The 17192-nt window shown below is 68.1% G+C and carries 17 protein-coding genes and 1 tRNA gene; 9 read left to right on the top strand and 9 right to left on the bottom strand.

From position 1 onward, the window contains the following. The first annotated feature begins 7 nt into the window (after positions 1-7). From HCU64_RS15750 to HCU64_RS15735, 4 genes are read left to right on the top strand one after another with little or no spacing between them, the layout of a single operon-like run. Positions 8-1066, top strand: a complete 1059-nt coding sequence (locus tag HCU64_RS15750) for a ligase-associated DNA damage response exonuclease (RefSeq protein ID WP_233385017.1) — start codon at positions 8-10, stop codon at positions 1064-1066. Beyond that, a complete protein-coding gene (locus HCU64_RS15745) occupies positions 1063-2856 on the top strand; it encodes a cisplatin damage response ATP-dependent DNA ligase (RefSeq protein ID WP_233385016.1) in 1794 nt (597 codons plus the stop codon). The genes HCU64_RS15750 and HCU64_RS15745 overlap by 4 nt, the downstream gene beginning before the upstream one ends. Next, entirely contained in the window at positions 2853-3323 is a 471-nt protein-coding gene (locus tag HCU64_RS15740; protein WP_233385015.1) for a secondary thiamine-phosphate synthase enzyme YjbQ, read from the top strand. The genes HCU64_RS15745 and HCU64_RS15740 overlap by 4 nt, the downstream gene beginning before the upstream one ends. Further along, positions 3323-4282: a hypothetical protein gene (locus HCU64_RS15735; protein WP_233385014.1), complete on the top strand. Its 960-nt coding sequence runs from the start codon at positions 3323-3325 to the stop codon at positions 4280-4282. The genes HCU64_RS15740 and HCU64_RS15735 overlap by 1 nt, the downstream gene beginning before the upstream one ends. 89 nt (positions 4283-4371) lie before the next feature. On the opposite strand, the gene HCU64_RS15730 is transcribed toward HCU64_RS15735, so the two are convergent. The 5 genes from HCU64_RS15730 to HCU64_RS15710 form a co-directional block, all read right to left on the bottom strand. Next, positions 4372-4605, bottom strand: coding sequence for a hypothetical protein (locus tag HCU64_RS15730; RefSeq protein WP_233385013.1), 234 nt, complete (start codon positions 4603-4605; stop codon positions 4372-4374). 133 nt (positions 4606-4738) lie between these two features. After that, entirely contained in the window at positions 4739-5461 is a 723-nt protein-coding gene (gene queC, locus HCU64_RS15725) for a 7-cyano-7-deazaguanine synthase QueC (protein ID WP_233385012.1), read from the bottom strand. After that, complete coding sequence (queD, locus tag HCU64_RS15720; protein ID WP_233385011.1) at positions 5448-5804, bottom strand: 6-carboxytetrahydropterin synthase QueD; 357 nt, start codon at positions 5802-5804, stop codon at positions 5448-5450. The genes queC and queD overlap by 14 nt, the downstream gene beginning before the upstream one ends. A gap of 75 nt (positions 5805-5879) precedes the next feature. Next, positions 5880-5955 (bottom strand) — tRNA-Ala (locus HCU64_RS15715). 167 nt (positions 5956-6122) lie between these two features. Further along, entirely contained in the window at positions 6123-6500 is a 378-nt protein-coding gene (locus HCU64_RS15710) for a TIGR02300 family protein (RefSeq protein ID WP_233385010.1), read from the bottom strand. Between the two features lie 208 nt (positions 6501-6708). Between HCU64_RS15710 and aroA the strand changes: the two genes are divergently transcribed. The 3 genes from aroA to HCU64_RS15695 all read left to right on the top strand — a co-directional run bounded on the left by aroA (position 6709) and on the right by HCU64_RS15695 (position 9113). Continuing rightward, positions 6709-8058 carry a 3-phosphoshikimate 1-carboxyvinyltransferase gene (aroA, locus tag HCU64_RS15705; protein WP_233385008.1) on the top strand — a complete coding sequence of 450 codons (1350 nt, stop codon included), beginning with the start codon at positions 6709-6711 and terminating at the stop codon, positions 8056-8058. Positions 8059-8062: 4 nt separating this feature from the next. Beyond that, a complete protein-coding gene (gene cmk / locus HCU64_RS15700; RefSeq protein WP_233385007.1) occupies positions 8063-8695 on the top strand; it encodes a (d)CMP kinase in 633 nt (210 codons plus the stop codon). A 187-nt stretch (positions 8696-8882) separates the two neighbouring features. Next, positions 8883-9113: a DUF6894 family protein gene (locus HCU64_RS15695; RefSeq protein ID WP_233385006.1), complete on the top strand. Its 231-nt coding sequence runs from the start codon at positions 8883-8885 to the stop codon at positions 9111-9113. 352 nt (positions 9114-9465) lie between these two features. Here the strand turns inward: HCU64_RS15695 and HCU64_RS15690 are convergent, their stop codons facing one another. The 4 genes from HCU64_RS15690 to HCU64_RS15675 form a co-directional block, all read right to left on the bottom strand. After that, complete coding sequence (locus HCU64_RS15690; protein ID WP_233385005.1) at positions 9466-10128, bottom strand: Crp/Fnr family transcriptional regulator; 663 nt, start codon at positions 10126-10128, stop codon at positions 9466-9468. A 352-nt stretch (positions 10129-10480) separates the two neighbouring features. Then, positions 10481-10969: a DUF805 domain-containing protein gene (locus tag HCU64_RS15685; RefSeq protein WP_233385004.1), complete on the bottom strand. Its 489-nt coding sequence runs from the start codon at positions 10967-10969 to the stop codon at positions 10481-10483. Next, positions 10969-13461: an ATP-dependent helicase HrpB gene (hrpB, locus tag HCU64_RS15680; RefSeq protein WP_233385003.1), complete on the bottom strand. Its 2493-nt coding sequence runs from the start codon at positions 13459-13461 to the stop codon at positions 10969-10971. The genes HCU64_RS15685 and hrpB overlap by 1 nt, the downstream gene beginning before the upstream one ends. A 160-nt stretch (positions 13462-13621) precedes the next feature. Further along, entirely contained in the window at positions 13622-14305 is a 684-nt protein-coding gene (locus tag HCU64_RS15675) for a TetR/AcrR family transcriptional regulator (protein WP_233385002.1), read from the bottom strand. 138 nt (positions 14306-14443) lie between these two features. Here HCU64_RS15675 and HCU64_RS15670 point away from each other — a divergent pair, with 138 nt between their 5' ends. Together HCU64_RS15670 and HCU64_RS15665 are read left to right on the top strand one after the other, a co-directional pair. After that, complete coding sequence (locus HCU64_RS15670; protein WP_233385001.1) at positions 14444-15589, top strand: HlyD family secretion protein; 1146 nt, start codon at positions 14444-14446, stop codon at positions 15587-15589. Continuing rightward, positions 15586-17163 carry a DHA2 family efflux MFS transporter permease subunit gene (locus tag HCU64_RS15665; protein WP_233385000.1) on the top strand — a complete coding sequence of 526 codons (1578 nt, stop codon included), beginning with the start codon at positions 15586-15588 and terminating at the stop codon, positions 17161-17163. Before HCU64_RS15670 ends, HCU64_RS15665 begins: the two co-directional genes overlap by 4 nt. Positions 17164-17192: the final 29 nt, after the last annotated feature.

The following is a 17192-nucleotide window of genomic DNA, read 5'->3' as shown; positions in this document are numbered from 1 at the left end:
CCTCCTGATGCCGATCAGCGCCTCCGAATTGCTGAGCCTGACGCGAGAGGGCCTGTATTGCCCGCTCGGCCGCTTCCACGTCGACCCGACCTGGCCCGTCGAGCGCGCGCTGATCACCCATGGCCATGCCGACCATGCCCGCTCCGGGCATGGGCACGTCCTCGGCACGGCAGAGACGCTGCGCATCATGGCCGTGCGCTACGGAGAGGATTTTTGCCGGACGCGGCAGGAGGCTCGCCTCGGTGAGGCGATGCGGATCGGCGACGTGACGGTGCGCTTCGCTCCGGCCGGCCATGTGCTCGGTTCGGCGCAGATCGCCATCGAGAAGGACGGCAAGCGCATCGTCGTGTCCGGCGACTACAAGCGTGCGCCCGACCCGACCTGCCTGCCCTTCGAGGTCATTCCCTGCGACGTCTTCATCACCGAGGCGACCTTCGGCCTCCCGGTCTTCGTGCATCCCGATACGCGCGGCGAGGTGAGGAAGCTGCTCGACTCGGTCGCGCTGTTTCCCGAGCGCGCCCACATCGTCGGCGCCTATGCGCTCGGCAAGGCGCAGCGCGTGATGGCGCTCCTGCGCGAGGAGGGGTGGGATCGGCCGATCCACCTGCACGGCGCCATGGAGAAGCTGACCGAGCTCTACAAGCGAGAGGGTATCCCGCTCGGCGATACGCCGAAGGTCGTCGCTGCCGAGCGCAAGGACCTGACTGGCGCCATCGTGATCTGCCCGCCTTCCGCGATCCAGGATCTGTGGGCGCGCAAGTTTCCCGACCCGGTCGCCGCCTTCGCCTCGGGCTGGATGCGGGTTCGTGCCCGCGCCCGTCAGAAGGGCGTCGAGCTGCCCCTGGTGATCTCCGATCATTCGGACTGGCCAGACCTCTGTCGGACGATCCGCGACATCGGCGCGGAGGAGGTCTGGGTGACGCACGGGCAGGAGGACGCCCTCGTGCATTGGTGCGGCACGCAGGGCATCAAGGCGAAGCCGCTGCATCTGCTGGGCTATGGCGACGACGGCGAGGCGGAGCCCGATCCTGCTGCGAAGCCGGGAATGGAGGAGGCCTCGTCGTGAACGACTTCGCGCACCTCCTCGACCGCCTCGCCTACGAGCCCCGCCGCAACGCCAAGCTGCGGCTGCTGAAGGATTTCTTTGCGAGCACACACGACCCGGAGCGGGGCTACGCGCTCGCGGCGATGACGGGGAACCTGAGCTTTCGCGAGGCCAAGCCGGCGATGATCCGGGTCCTCGCGGAGGAGCGGGTCGATCCGGTGCTGTTCGGGCTGTCGCGGAACTATGTGGGCGATCTCGCGGAGACGGTGGCGTTGATCTGGCCGGCCGCTGGCGCGACGCCTGCAAACCCTCCCTCTGCAGGGGAGGGTGGCCCGCAAAGCGGCTCGGGCGAGGGGAGCGGCATCTCCGCGGTAGGGAGAGGGCTGGGAGCTGGCCCCGGCCACAACAACCCGCCCCCCGACGTCCCGACCCTCGCCGAGGTGGTGGAAACCCTCTCGACCATCGCGAAAAAAGATCTGCCCCGCCACCTCGCCCGTTGGCTCGATGCCCTCGACGAGACCGGCCGCTGGGCACTGTTGAAGCTCGTCACCGGCAACCTGCGCGTCGGCGTCTCGGCGCGGCTCGCGAAGACCGCCCTCGGCGCCCTCGGCGCTCATGAGCCGGACGCGATCGAGGAGATCTGGCATGGGCTCGAGCCGCCCTACGAGAGCCTGTTCGCCTGGGTCGAGGGCAGGGGCGACCGGCCGGAGACGCTGAATCCGGCCCCGTTCCGGCCGCCGATGCTCTCGCACCCGATCGAGGAGGACGCGGACCTCGACAAGCTCGCGCCCGACGAGTTCTCGGCGGAGTGGAAATGGGACGGCATCCGCGTTCAGCTCGCGGGCGGGCGCGACCGGGACGGGCGGCAAGTCGCGAAAGTCTATTCGCGTACGGGCGAGGACATCACCGGCGCGTTTCCCGATCTCGCGGAGGCGGTGACCTTCGAGGGCGCCATCGATGGCGAGTTGCTGATCCTGCGCGAGAGCCGCGTGCAGAGCTTCAACGTGCTGCAGCAGCGGCTCAACCGGAAGGCCGTGACGGGCAAGCTGCTGGAGGAATTTCCGGCGCATGTGCGCGCCTACGACCTGCTTGCCGCCGGGGGTGAGGATCTGCGTGCGCTGCCGTTCGCTGAGCGGCGCAAGGCACTCGAAAACCTCATAAAAAAGCTCGACCACGCGCGAGTCGACTTGTCGCCGCTGGTACCCTTCGCGACTTGGCAGGATCTCGCGACGGCGCGGGCCGATCCGGCCTCGGCGGGGGCCGGCGCGGATGCCGACGCGATCGAGGGCGTGATGCTGAAGCGGCTCGACAGCGTCTATCAGCCGGGCCGCCCGAAGGGCCCGTGGTGGAAGTGGAAGCGCGAGCCCTTCGTCGTCGACGCGGTGATGATGTACGCGCAGCGCGGGCACGGGAAGCGCTCGTCCTTCTACTCGGACTACACCTTCGGCTGCTGGCGCGACGGGGACGAGGGCGAGGAGCTGGTGCCCGTCGGCAAGGCCTATCACGGCTTCACCGATGCCGAGCTGCAGAAGCTCGATCGCTACGTCCGCAACCACACCACCAAGCGCTTCGGCCCGGTGCGGGAAGTGGCCTATGGCCGCGAGGCCGGCCTCGTGCTGGAGATCGCTTTCGAGGGCGTGCAGCGCTCGACGCGGCACAAATCGGGTGTCGCGATGCGCTTCCCGCGCGTCAGCCGCATCCGCTGGGACAAGCCTCCGGCAGAGGCGGACAGGCTCGAGGCGCTGGAACGGATCCTCGAACGCGGCGAACGCGAGATCGCGCCGGGCGCGAGCATGGAGACGGATGGATGAGGCAGGCGGGCAAGGTCGGCACCATCGAGGGGTTTTCGAGCGGTGCCGTCGAGCGTCGGGCGAGCGCGCGGCTCACGGTCTCGACGCCGGGCCAGGGCTTTACGGACATCACCGACGCCGTCGCCGGTTTCCTGCGCGAGAGCGGCCTGCGCGAGGGCCTCGTCACGGTCTTCTGCCGGCACACCTCGGCCTCCCTGACGATCCAGGAGAATGCCGACCCGGACGTGCGCACCGACCTGCTCACCTCCCTCGATAGCCTTGCGCCACGCAATGCCGGCTGGGTGCACGGCATGGAGGGGCCGGACGACATGCCGGCGCATATCCGCACCATGCTCACCGATTCCGGGCTCAGCGTGCCGGTGATCGACGGGCAACTGGGGCTCGGGACGTGGCAGGGGATCTACCTGATCGAGCATCGCGATCGAGGACATCGGCGCGAGATCCTGCTCGGCGCGATCGGAGCGTGATGGCGGCCGCCGTCACGAAATGCGCGCTGCATGCGGTGTTCGCGGCCTCCTCACCGGCGGCCGTGATCTACCGGCGCGGGCCCTCGAAGCAGACCTGCCTGATCGCCTGGGACCGAAGCGACGACAGCTTCCGGATCGGCCAGTGGTTCAAGGGGACGGTGAAGCCGTCCTGGGGCGGGCTCTCCCCGGACGGGACGTGGCTCGTCAGCTTCCTCGCGAAATACCGCGGACTGTTCGGTACCTACACCGTCCTCTCGCGGCCGCCCTTCTTCACGGCGGTCTCGCTATGGCCGCAGGGCGATACCTGGCATGGCGGCCGCTGGTTTCTGTCGAACCGCGAGATGGTGCTGGCCAACGGCGCCGGGCAGTTCGATCTCGCTCCCGGTTTCCCTCCGCCACCGGGCATCAGGGTGTTGCCCCTCACGCGCGACAGTCGGGCGGAGATCGAGCGGCGAGCGGACACGCCCTGGCGCAGCCGGCCGTCGCAGCAGGAAGAGGTCTGGGCGGGTTTGCACGGGCATGCCCTGCGCCGGAAAGCCTGCTTCGAGGGCTGGGGCCGGGGCATGCATGGCTCCCTGGAGGAGGCGATCGAGCACCGCCTGGTGATCGATGGCGGGGCCACGGTCGACCTCCCGCGATGCGGTTGGGCGGCCTTCGACGGGAATGGCGACCTGCTCTTCTCCGACGGCGGCCGGCTCTACCGGCTCCCCACCGAGGCGATCGCACGGCAGGGCTCGACGGCGGAGCTCGTCGCCTCTGCGCGCTGCCTCGCCGATTTCAGCGATCTCACCTTCGCGACGGTTCTGGCGCCCTACGCCTTGCCCCGGATCGAGGCCGCCGCTGCCGAGGATGCCGTGCCCGAAGGCTACGCACCAACTTTGGACAGGACGACGCGCGAGGATCGCCGCGCCGCCAAGCGCCGTCGGCGGGTCGAGCAGCGCGCGAAACAGGAACCGTGAAGCGGGCCCGGGCTCGGCACCCGCCATGACGGCAACGGCGGCGCCTCCCTTCGGAGCGCGCCGCCGTTGTCATTACAGAAAGGTCGATGTCAGCGGTTGCGCGACTGCGAGCGGCCGTCGCGGGTGTGCATCGCCGTGAAGGTCGTGGTGTTCCGATCGAAGCGCTCCGCAGCCTGCATGGCCGAGGGAGCGGCAGGCGCGGGCGCGCCATAGGTCGGCACCTCAAGCTGCGCACCCCAGACGTTGATAGTGCGCGTCTGTGCGAGAGCACCGCTGGTCGCACCAACAGCAAGAATAGCAGCAACAAAGATCTGCTTGATCATGATATATTTCTCCTGATTGAGCTCTGGCGCCGGTATTGGCCGCAGCTAATCAGGATTTCGCGGAACAGACGGAGAGGTTACACACGAATTCTCATTCGCGTGCGACAGCACACATCGAGCACTGTATCGAGGATCAGGCGCCGCGCCTGGCGAGATAGCCTGCGAAGCCCTTTGCTCGCAACGCGCAGGCCGGGCACGTGCCGCAGCCATAGCCCCAGTCGTGCCGTTCGCCGCGCTCGCCGAGATAGCAGGTGTGGCTGTCCTCGACGACGAGGTCGACCAGCGGCCGGCCGCCGAGTTCTTCGGCCAGCGCCCAGGTCGCGGCCTTGTCGAGCCACATCAGCGGCGTGTGCAGCACGAAGCGCCGCTCCATGCCGAGATTGAGCGCGACCTGCAGCGCCTTGATCGTGTCGTCGCGGCAATCCGGGTAGCCCGAATAGTCCGTCTCGCACATGCCGCCGACGATGTGGCGCAGGCCGCGCCGGTAGGCGAGGGCAGCGGCGAAGGTCAGGAAGACCAGATTGCGGCCCGGCACGAACGTGTTGGGCAGGCCGTCGGCCGCCATGGCGATCTCGGTGTCCCGGGTCAGCGCGGTCTCCGAGACGGCGCCGAGGGCGGCGAGGTCGATGGTGTGATCGGGGCCGAGACGGCTCTCCCAGCGTTCGTCGAGGCGCCCGAGTTCGCTGCGAAGCTGTTCGCGACAGTCGAGCTCGATGCGATGGCGCTGGCCATAGTCGAAGCCGAGCGTCTCGACGCGGGGGAACCGCTCCAGCGCCCAGGCGAGGCAGGTCGTCGAATCCTGGCCTCCGGAAAAGAGGACCAGCGCGCCGTCGTCGCTCGGATCAGTCGCCGTCATACTCCGCCCAGGATAGCGGCGTCTCCATCACCTTCACGCTGGAGAGGCCCGGCAGCACAGGCTTCGTCTTATGCCAGATCCAGGCCGCGATATGCTCGGCGGTCGGGTTCTCCAACCCCTCGATCTCGTTGAGGGTATGATGGTCGAGCCTCTCGAGGATCGGCTTGAACGCGCTCTCGACGTCGTAGAAGTCGATGACCCAGCCGCTCGTCGCGTCCACCGGGCCGGAGACCGTCAGCTCGACGCGATAGGAGTGGCCGTGCATGCGGAAGCAGCGATGCGTCTGCGGCACGTTCGGAAGGCGGTGCGCCGCCTCGAAGGTGAAGGCCTGGGTGATCTTCATCGTGTCTCGTCCGGCGCGCGCGTCTCGATCGCGGCTGTGGCACCTGAACTCAACGACGAGCTTACTGAAGGAAAATGGTGGAGCCTAACGGGATCGAACCGATGACCTCTTCCATGCCATGGAAGCGCTCTCCCAGCTGAGCTAAGGCCCCACTTGTGTCCGAAACGATCTGGTCGTTCGTTTCGGAAAACCTCCCGGCGGTCGGCCCGTCGGGGAGGGCGGTTCTATAAGCGGAGGTTTGCCGGGACTCAAGCCCCTTCTCCGCTCCTTTTTTCGCCCCTGCTTGGTGTGTCGTCAAGGCATCAGGGGCGAGGGTGATCAGTTGTCGTCGTCGTTATCGTCGTCGTTCTCGACGAGGTCCGAAACGTCGTCGTCATCCTCCTCCTCGAGGAAGGTGTCGTCGTCGCTTCCGCCGGAGCTCGAATCGTCGTCGTCACCGTCGTCGCCGTCGACCTTGGCGTCGCTATCCTCGCTCGCCTCGGCCTCATCGAGGGACACGACCTCGGGGCCCGTCTCGTCCTCGTCCTCTTCGTCGTCATCCTTGCGGTTGACGACCGGCGCCGAGCCGCGCCCGGCGGCCGCCATCTGGAAGACCGTGCCGCATTTCGGGCAGGTCGCCGGATCGCGGGACAAGTCGTAGAACTTCGCGCCGCAATTCATGCATTGGCGCTTGATGCCGAGTTCCGGTCGGGCCACGGGCTGGAACCTCTGGAGGTCGTGTCGGGGGGAGCGCGGCCCCGTTAGTCGGCTCCTGCGAGCATGTCAAATGGCATCGCAACCAAGAGGCCCGGCACCGGCGGTGTCGGCATGCGGCGCGGCCCGGATGACGTGCGGTCGCCCCCATGGTAACCGGCCCCTTCCCGGGGACGACCCCGATCCCCGAAACAGCCCCTCAGCCCTGCCCGTGTCGCACGCCTCAGAGCCGCAACCCGTCACTGCCTCGCCCGGAACGCCGCTGCGCGGCGCCCTTCGGCCGCCAGGCGACAAGTCGATCTCGCATCGGGCGATGATCTTCGGTCTGCTCTCCATCGGCGAGACGCGCGTCGAGGGTCTTCTCGAAGGCGACGACGTGCTGCGCACCGCCGATGCGGCGAAGGCACTCGGCGCCTCGATCGAGCGGCTGGGCGAGGGACGCTGGCAGGTGAAGGGCGTCGGCATCGGCGGCTTGAGCGATCCGGTGGGCGTGCTCGATTTCGGCAATGCCGGCACCGGCTCGCGGCTGATGATGGGCGTCGTCGGCGGCCAGCCCGTCACCGCGACCTTCGATGGCGATGCGAGCCTTCGCAAACGCCCGATGCGGCGCATCCTCGATCCGCTCCTCAAGATGGGCACCCAGGTCGTCTCCGAGGCCGAGGGCGGCCGGGTGCCGCTCACCCTGCGCGGGCCGGCGGAGGCAATCGCGATCACCTACGAGACGCCGGTGGCCTCGGCGCAAATCAAGTCGGCGGTGCTGCTGGCAGCGCTCAACGCGCCCGGCATCACCACGGTGATCGAGGCGGCCGCGACCCGCGACCATACCGAGCGCATGCTGCGCCTGTTCGGCGCCGAGGTCGCGGTAACGCCGCACGGTCCCGGAGGGCACGGCCGCGCCATTGCGCTCACCGGCCAGCCGACCCTGCGCGGCACCCACGTGATCGTACCTGCGGACCCGTCCTCGGCGGCCTTCCCGCTCGTGGCGGCCCTGATCGTGCCGGGCTCGGAGGTGACGATCGAAGGCGTGATGATGAACCCGCTCCGCATCGGCCTCATCACCACGCTCATCGAGATGGGCGCCGATATCGAGCGCCTGAACGAACGCGACGAAGGCGGCGAGACCGTCGCCGACCTGCGCGTGCGCGCAAGCCGCCTCAGGGGCGTCGATGTCCCGGCCGAGCGCGCGCCTGCGATGATCGACGAGTATCCGGTGCTCGCCGTCGCCGCCGCGTTCGCGGAGGGCACGACGCGGATGAATGGCCTTCACGAGCTGCGCGTGAAGGAATCCGACCGCCTTGCCGCGGTCGCCGACGGACTCGCCGCCAACGACATCGACCATAGCATCGAGGGTGACGACCTGATCGTCCGGGGCAGTGGCTCCGCACCCCGCGGAGGCGGCACGGTGGCGACGCATCTCGACCATCGCATCGCCATGTCCTTCCTGGTGCTGGGGCTCGCCACCCGCGAGCCGGTCACGGTGGATGACGGCGCGATGATCGCGACGAGCTTCCCGAGCTTCACACCGAGCATGACGGCGCTCGGCGCCGCGATCTCGGGCTGATCCGATGCCATTGGTCATTGCCATCGACGGGCCGGCCGCTTCCGGCAAGGGCACCCTCGCACGCCGTCTGGCCCTGCATTACGGCCTGCCGCATCTCGATACCGGGTTGCTCTACCGCGCTGTCGCGCTGCTGATGCTCGATGCCGGGGCCGATCTCAGCGACACAGCGGAAGCCACGCGTGTCGCCTCCCGGCTCGTCGCCGACCAACTCGCCGATCCGCGCCTGCGCGAGCGTGCGATGGGGGAGGCCGCGTCGCGGGTCTCCGGCATCCCAGAGGTGCGTGCCGCGCTTCTCTCCTGGCAGCGCCGGTTCGCGTCGGACGATGCTGGCGCAGTGCTGGACGGACGGGACATCGGCACCGTGATTTGTCCCGATGCGCGGGTGAAGCTGTTCATCACCGCCTCGGCAGAGGAGCGCGCCCGCCGCCGCCATCGCGAACTTGCCGGACGCGGAGAAGACACCACGCTCGCCGCGATCCTCGCCGATATCCGCGCTCGCGACGAGCGCGACAGCTCCCGGAGTGCCGCCCCGCTCAAGGCCGCCGAGGATGCCGTACGGATCGACACGACCGAACTCGACGCCGACGAGGCCTTTTCTGCAGCCCGGGACGTCGTGGATCGCGTCCGCGAGCACTGAGGCTCACTCAGGCGCCACGCCTGTATACCCGCCAAGGTTGTCATCGATCGTCTTGCGGCGTTGGCCACCGCAAAGATTGCGCACGAGCTTTTCAATCCGGCCAAGCTTGCGCTAAGTCTTCCTACACGTGTCCGGCGCGCCCAGCACGTGATAGCCGAAATCGGCAAATAGAGACCGGGGGCTGGCCTTGAGCCGCTATTTCTTCGACATTGACGACGGTTCGACCATCCCCGACGAAATCGGCCGCGAGATCCGCGATTACCGCATGCTCCGCCGTGAGGCCCTCGGCGTCGTGGCGGCTCTGATGGCTGCCGAAGCGGAAGACGCGAAAGAAACAACGCTCATCCTCTCGGCAAGGGACGAAACGGGCCACGTTTCGCTTAAGGTTCGGATGGTGTGTCAGGTCGAGGATCTGTAACGGAAAACGATTGCTCATGCCTCAACTCGATTGTAATCATGTCGAGCAAGACGCAAAGCCTGTGATTACCACTTGATTTGAATATTTCGCGGATTCGTTCGATCTCTGCGATCGTCTCCATTACGACCTGAGCTTCAACGTTGGACACGGTTTGCCCTCCGCATGACACGAGCGCTCGGCAGCAATCGCACAACTATAGGGTTTCAACATAAGATGTATACGCATTGACCGTTTTATGTCGGATACCCGACATTACGGCTACTGAATATTGCCGATTGAATACTCTACCCGCCGCGACCACATCTCACCGACGAAACAACCCTAAGGTGCCGCCGGCAACGGTCTCCGCTGGTCACCCCGTCCCGATCAGCCGCGCATATTCCGTTTCCGGCAGGCCGTAGGAACAGCCGGCAGCCGCCTCTAGCCCATGCCGATCCATCACGCGGACCCGGCCTCGCTGTGCCTTGATCAGCGCGCGGCCCTCGATCATCTGGATCGCCACCGTCACACTGGAACGCTGCACACCGAGCACCATCGCCAGGAGCTCGTGGGTGACGGCAATGTCCGCGCTCCCGAGACGGTCCTGGCACATTAACAACCAGCGGGCGAGGCGGGATTCGAGGTTGTCGGTGAGATTGGCACGAGCGGTCTGCGCCGTCTGAAGGTAGAGCGTCTGCACGAAAGCGAGCAGCAGCCGAAGCAGGCTCGAGCTCCCCGCCACGGCCGCCTCGAGCGCTTCCATCCGGATGCTGTGGCCATGCCCGGCGACCTGGACGACCGATGTGTCGGGCGTTCGATCGACGCCCAGCAGCGCCGGGACCGCGCCGACCAGGCCCTCACAGCCGATCAGAGCGATTTCGGCCCCGTCGCCGCGCCGCCCCGTGACCACTGAAACGAAGCCGCTTTCAGGAAACACCAGTTCGCGGATCGGCAGGCCGGGCTCGATCAGGACCTGACCGCATTCGAGCGCGACCGGCACGAGGTTGGTTGCGAGCAGCGCGAGGTCGGCCGGCACACACCGCCTGAGAAGCCTGTTTCGGTATACTCCCTGCGAGGCGACAGGAACGCTTTCCTGCGCCGGGGAGAATTCACACGCGCGCTCCGGCGAGCCTGCCTTGGCGCCCGCGCGAGTCGGCCCGTCGATGGGATCTTCTTCTTCCAACAAGGGGAGCCGACTTCTCAGTCTGGTACCGGACCATTGTGGCGTCCTGAGGCAGCGGCCATGCGGCGGCTGCGTCCAGGTTGGTGTCTGAACCAAGACCTAACTCGCGATAAGTGGACTCACCTCAGGTTGGTTCCGTCCGCCGCCGGATTGCATCGGGCGTTCAGACGTGGGGACGTCGTCCCCTCGTTCCAGAACCGTCGTTTCAGCCTCCGTCCTCGGGGCCAAATCGGTTCGGGCCGGCCGTGCCGCGCCGGCCCAGCGTCTCGATGAGAAACCACAGCCCGGCTGCCAGCGCGGCGAGAGCATAGGCCAGGACCGCAGCAGGGTGGGCCTCGACCTGATCCTCGATCGGCACGAAGCTGAGCGCCGTCTGCAGCAGGGGCAGGGCGAGCCACAGGCCGGTGCGACCGCGATCGTGGAGCCGCCGCACGGTCTGCGCGAGGGCAGCAAGCCCCGGCAGGAGAGCGCTGCCGGCCACTACCAGGGCCGCCACGCGCCATCCCTGGCCAGCCAGCACGACGGCGAGGCACGCCAGCGCAGCCGCTAGCAGCCCAAGCCGCACCACGCGCCGGCCATAAGCGCGGCGCGACAGCCGGCCCCGCGGATCGAACCCGCGCAGGAGGGCCGCGAAGCCCGGATCACCGCCCCTCTGGAGCCGGCCGGATGCGTGCGGCGCCGGTCCTGTCTGCATCACGTTCCCCGCGGCTTCGCCCGTCGCGTCGGCGCTTCCGAGAGCGGGTCCTCCGGCCAGGGATGGCGAGGGTAGCGGCCGCGCATCTCGGAACGCACCGCCGCCCACGATCCGCGCCAGAAGCCGGGCAGGTCGCGCGTAATCTGGATCGGGCGCTGGGCCGGCGACAGCAGGTGCAGCACCAGCGGCACCCGCCCGCCGCCGAGACTCGGGTGCCTGTCGAGACCGAACAATTCCTGGACCCGCACCGCCAGCACGGGCTCCGGCCCGGATTCGTAATCGATCGGGATGCGCGAGCCAGTCGGCACCTCGAGATGGGAGGGCGCCTCCGCCTCGAGCCGCGCCCGCAGGTTCCAGGGCAGCAGGCCGTCGAGTGCCCGGCCGAGATCATCCACGGTGACGGCATCGCGTCCGGTGCGCCCGACGATCGCCGGCGCCAGCCACGCCTCCGCCGATTGCGTCAGCGCCTCGTCCGACAGGTCCGGCCACGCGTCGCCCTCGGCCGCCCGCAGGAACCGGACCCGGGCCAGCCACTGCCGCTGACCCGCGCTCCACGGCAGTCGGTCGAGCCCGAGCCCGGCGAGACCGCGCGCGAGGACTTGCGCCGAAGCGTCATCAGGCGGAACGGGCAGCGTGCGCTCGTCCAGGACGACCGCCCCGAGCCGCCGCCCCGTCCGCGCCCGGATTTGGCCGGAGCTGTCGTCGAACATGATGGTCGTGCTCTCTTCGATCATGTTCGACGCGATGGCTCGAATCTCGCGCGGATCGATCGCCGCAGCCGCCAGAATGCGCGCCGAGCCGGCGGTTCCGGCGAGGTCAGCGACGACGATGAACGGCTCGCGCGCCAGCGCGCTGGCCGGATCGAGTTGTCCCGCGCGGCCCTGGACCATGACGTAAGCCCCGTCTCGCCCTCGCGATCGCGCGATCCGATCGGGATAGGCAAGCGCCAGGAGGGGGCCGGGCCGCGACAGGATTTCCGCTGTCAAATTAGATATTTGCGGGGAGACCGTGGCTCGCTCGGCCTGCCGGGCCCAGCCCTCCGCAAGGCGCCGCATGTCTGCAGCCCGGCCGCCGCGCTCGCGCGAAAAGCGCTCCACCCTCTCCCCGAGATCGACGCCGTCGCCACCAAGCCCGCGCTCGACCAGCACCGCAGCCAGATCGGCGGCCTGGCGCGCGGCGCCTGCGCCCGCAGCCGTCACCACCATCCGAGCAAGCCGCGGCGGCAGCGGCAGGGCACGCAGGGCCTGCCCCGTCGGAGTGATCCGTCCATCCTCGTCGAGACCACCGAGACGGGCCAGAAGAGCACGCGCCTCCGCCAGCGCCGGGGCTGGCGGCGGATCGAGAAAACGCAGGGTGTTCAGATCCTTGACGCCCCAGGCGGCGCAATCGAGCACGAGCCCCGAGAGATCGGCGGCGAGGATCTCCGGCCGCGTGAACGGCTCCAGCGCGCCGGTGGCCGCCTCCGACCAGAGGCGCCAGCACACCCCCGGCTCGGTGCGTCCGGCGCGACCCCGGCGCTGGTCCACCGAAGCGCGCGAGGCGCGGGTGGTGACGAGCCGGGTCAGGCCATTGCCGGGTTCGTAGACCGGCACCCGCGAGAGGCCGGAATCCACAACGATCCGAACGCCTTCGATGGTGAGCGAGGTCTCGGCAATGGAGGTCGCCAGCACCACCTTGCGCCGGCCCGGAGGCGCGGGCGAGACCGCCCGGTCCTGCTCGCCCTGCATCAGCGCACCGTAGAGCGGCGCGACGTCCGTTTCCGGCCCGACCCGACCTTCGAGGCGTTCGGCGACGCGGCGGATCTCGGCTTGTCCAGGTAGGAAGGCTAGCACCGAGCCGTTATCCGCCCTGAGGGCGCGCAGAATGGCCTCGGTGACGGAATCCTCGATGCGCGCATTGGGATCACGCTCGAGATGGCGGGTCTCGACAGGATAGGCCCGGCCCTCGGACTCGATCACGGGCGCTTCGCCTAGCAGGTGCGCCACGCGCGCGCCGTCGAGGGTCGCCGACATCACGAGAACCCGCAGGTCTTCCCGCAACCCCGCCTGCGAATCGAGCGCCAGGGCGAGGCCGAGATCGGCGTCGAGGGAGCGCTCGTGAAACTCGTCGAACAGCACCGCGCCGATGCCCGACAATTCGGGATCGTCAAGGATCATGCGCGAGAACACGCCCTCTGTGACGACTTCGATCCGTGTTCGCGCCGAGATCTTGGAGCCGAGGCGGACACGTAAGCCCACCGTGTCGCCGACGGCTTGGCCCAGCGTCTTCGCCATGCGCTCGGCGGCGCCGCGCGCGGCGAGACGGCGCGGTTCCAGCAGAATGATTTTCTGGTCGGCGAGCCAAGGCTCATCGAGGAGCGCGAGCGGCACCCGCGTGGTCTTGCCGGCACCCGGCGGCGCGACGAGGACCGCCGCACTCGACACGACCAGCGCCTCGCGCAGTTGCAGCAGGACGGCATCAATCGGCAGAGGGCTCGTCGGGGGCAGGGGCATCGCGGCCGCTCGTGGCGCGGAAATGAGGCCGGCGCAACAGAGGGGCCCGATGGCGCCAAGCCGATCACTCTGCCGCACTTCGCGAGCTCCCTCTTGGCCATGAAGGCGAGAAAGGAGCTGTGGCCATCGACTTCCGGGTGGAGAACCTGGCAGATCGCCCTCAGCCGCGATGCGGCCTGACACCGGCCAGAAAAAGCGCCACGGCTGCACGCCGCCGCTTCTCCTGAGCCTTCGGATCGAAGGCGATACCGTAGAGCGCCTGTTTCGAAGAGCGGCCGAGGATCAGGTTGAGAAACAGATCGGCGGCGATCTCGGAATCGTCGACCTGGATCTGTCCCTGGGCCGCGAGAACGTCCAGCAAGCGGCCGACGGCGCGCACGCCGCGCAGCCATCCTTCCTCGTAGGCGAGCTTCGCCATCTCCGGAAACTGTAGGGCCTGCGCGGCGATGCAGCGTGTGAGCGCAGCCGCGCCGGGCTCCTGCGAGCGCGCGAGCAGGCTGCGGCTGAGATCGTCGAGCACTGCTTCGGCGCCCCCCGGCTTGGCCTGCAGGGCCTCGGCTTCGGCGGCTGTCAGGGGGGCGAGCCATTCACGGACGCGCTCTTCCAGGACGGCTTCGAACAGGGCCCGCTTGTCGCGATAGCGCGCATAGAGCGTCGGCTTGCTCACGCCCGCTGCCTCGGCGACCGCGTCGATCGACGTCGCGTCGAAGCCTCGCTCCATGAAGAGCTGCGTCGCCACCTCGACGATTCGAGCCTCGCGACGCGCCGCTTCCTCCCGGGTGGGACGTCCGCCGCTTCCGCGCTTCGGTGGCTCGTTGGCATCGGCGGTGGCCGACTGCGCCATTTTAAAAATCTCCTTGCAGGCTCAACTGATCGGACGTATTGCAACGATACCGTATCGTTTCATTAATGCCCAGCGCCGATGAAACCCCGTCCAAGCGATAATCCCCCCACCGCCGCCATGCCAGATCCGGCCTTGCCGATGCAGGGGACCGCGTCGGTTCCGGCGACAGTTCCCGCGCGCAAGCGTCGAAAGGGCCGCCTCGTGCTGATGCTTGTCCTGCTGGCAGCCATCGGTGGTGGCGGGAGTTATGGCTGGCACTGGTGGACCATCGGCCGATTCCTGGAGACGACGGAGGACGCTTATCTGCAGGCGGACAAGGTCTCTGTCGCCCCGCGCATCGCCGGCCACGTCGCCGAGGTGATGGTCGGCGACAACCAGCCGGTGAAACCCGGCGACGTCATCGCCCGCCTTGACGATCGCGAGTACCGCGTCGCGCTCAAGCAGGCCGAAGCCGATGTCGAGAAGAGCCGCGCGCAGGTGCTGGCAACAGCCGCCGCCATCCTGCAGCAGCAGGCGCAGATCCAGTCAGCCAAGGCCGAGGTCGACAACACCGTCGCGGCGCTCGATTTCGCCTCCAAAGAATACACCCGCTACCAAAATCTGCTGCAGACCGGCTCCGGCACGGTGCAGCGTCAGCAACAGGCGGATTCGGACCTGCGCCAGAAGAAGGCCGCGAACGACAAGGCCAACGCCTCGCTCGATTCCGCGAACAAGCAGGTCGAGAGCCTCAAGGCGCTCGAAGCCAGCATGAAGGCCACTCTCGAAGGCGCGCAGGCCAAAGTCGAGCAGGCGCAGCTCAACCTCACCTACACCACGATCACCGCGCCCATCGACGGTGTGGTCGGCGACCGTTCGCTGCGTGTCGGCCAATTCGTGTCCGCTGGGACGGGGCTGCTCACCGTCGTGCCGATGGGCCGCGACATCTACCTGGTCGCGAATTTCAAGGAGACGCAGACCGGCGAGATGGTCGAGGGCCAGCGCGTCACCTTCACGGTGGACGCACTCGGCGACCACGAATTCGGCGGCCGTATCCAATCCTTCTCTCCCGGCACCGGCGCGCAATTCGCGCTGCTGCCCCCGGAGAACGCCACCGGCAACTTCACCAAGGTCGTGCAGCGTGTGCCCGTACGCATCGCCCTCGACGCCGGCGATCCGCTGCTCTCCCGCCTGCGGCCCGGCCTCTCGGTGGAGGCTACCGTGCACACGCTCGACCCGATCGAGCCGGTCGCATCCGGCCGCACCAAACCGGCTCCGGCCCTCGTCAGCGAGGCGCTACCGCGATGAGCGCCGCCGCGACGGCCATCGTCGCGCCGGAACGAGCTTCCGCCCGCGACTGGCTGGCTGTGTTCGGCGCCATCCTCGGCGCCTTCACAGCGATTCTCGACATCCAGATCACCAATGCCTCACTGTCCGACATCCAGGGCGCGCTCGGTGCCTCGACCGAGGAAGGGAGCTGGATCTCGACCGCCTACCTGATGGCAGAGATCATCGTGATACCGCTCACCGGCTGGCTCTCCTCGGTGATCGGGCTGCGCCGATACCTCGCCGTGAACACGATGCTGTTCACCGGCTTCTCGCTCGCCTGCGCGCTCTCGACGTCACTCAGCCAGATGATTCTTTTTCGCGCCGGCCAGGGCTTCACCGGCGGCGTCCTGATCCCCACGGCCATCGTCATCGTGCGTACCCGGCTCTCGAAGAGCCAACAGCCGATCGGCATCGCGCTGTTCGGCCTGACCGCGACCTTCGCGCCGGCCATCGGCCCGACGGTGGGCGGCTGGCTCACCGACAACCTGTCCTGGCACTACATCTTCTACCTGAACCTGATCTTCGGCCCGCTCGCCGCGGCGATCCAACTCGGCGCCTTCGACAGCGTCCCCGCCCGCTGGAGCGAGCTCCTGAAGGGCGACTGGATCGGCATCGGCCTCATGGCCACCGGCCTGCCGGCGCTGACCTTCGTGCTGGAGGAGGGTCAGCGGAAGGACTGGTTCGGCTCGCCGGTCATCGTGAAAGCGAGCCTGCTGGCAGCCGCCGGCATCGTCGGCTTCATCATCCGCGAGCTGATGGCGGAGCGGCCCTTCATCAACCTGCGGGTGCTCGCGAACCGCTCGGTGGGCGGGGCCTGCGTGCTGATGACTGTGCTCGGCGCGGTTTCCTTCGGCTCCATCTACATCATCCCCGTCTATTGCGCGCAGATCCAGGGCTACAATGCCCAGCAGATCGGCTACGTCGTGATGTGGTCGGGCCTGCCGCAACTGCTGCTCTTCCCGATGATGCCGCTGATCATGCGCGCCTTCGATGCGCGCCTGCTCGTGATCGTCGGAACGCTGTTCTTCATCGCGAGCTGCTGGATCAATGTCGGGCTGACGCACGATGTCGGGGTCGACCAGTTGATCCTGCCGCAGCTGATGCGCGCCATCGGCCAGCCGCTCTTCACGATCCCGCTCTCGCAGCTCTCGACTGTGGGCCTCGGGCCCCGCGACACGGCCGATGCCTCGGCGCTGTCCAACATGATGCGCAATCTCGGCGGCTCGATCGGCATTGCGATGCTGTCGACCATGATCGACCGGCGCGAGCATATGCATTTCTCGGTGCTTGCCGAGGCCATTACCGTGAATGCCACCCGCACGCAGGAGCACCTCGCGGCGCTCGCCGCCGGCCTGCATGGGCGGATCATCGATCCGATCGCCGCGAAGGGCGCGGCCGTCGGCATGCTGGCACAGCAAGTGCGTCGAGAGGCCTACGTCATGGCCTATGCCGACGGCTTCTGGCTCGTCGGCGTCAGCCTCGTGCTCAGCCTGGCGGTGGTCGCCATCCTGAAGAAACCGCAAGGGGCCTCGGCCCCGGTGGAAGCCCACTGACCCTGCAGTTCATTCCGATCGCGCGGCCC

The sequence above is a fragment of the Methylobacterium sp. C25 genome (genome assembly GCF_021352225.1).
GTDB lineage: Bacteria > Pseudomonadota > Alphaproteobacteria > Rhizobiales > Beijerinckiaceae > Methylobacterium.
The sequence above is the reverse complement of the archived record's forward strand: the minus strand, read 5'-3'. Positions and strand labels throughout refer to the sequence as shown.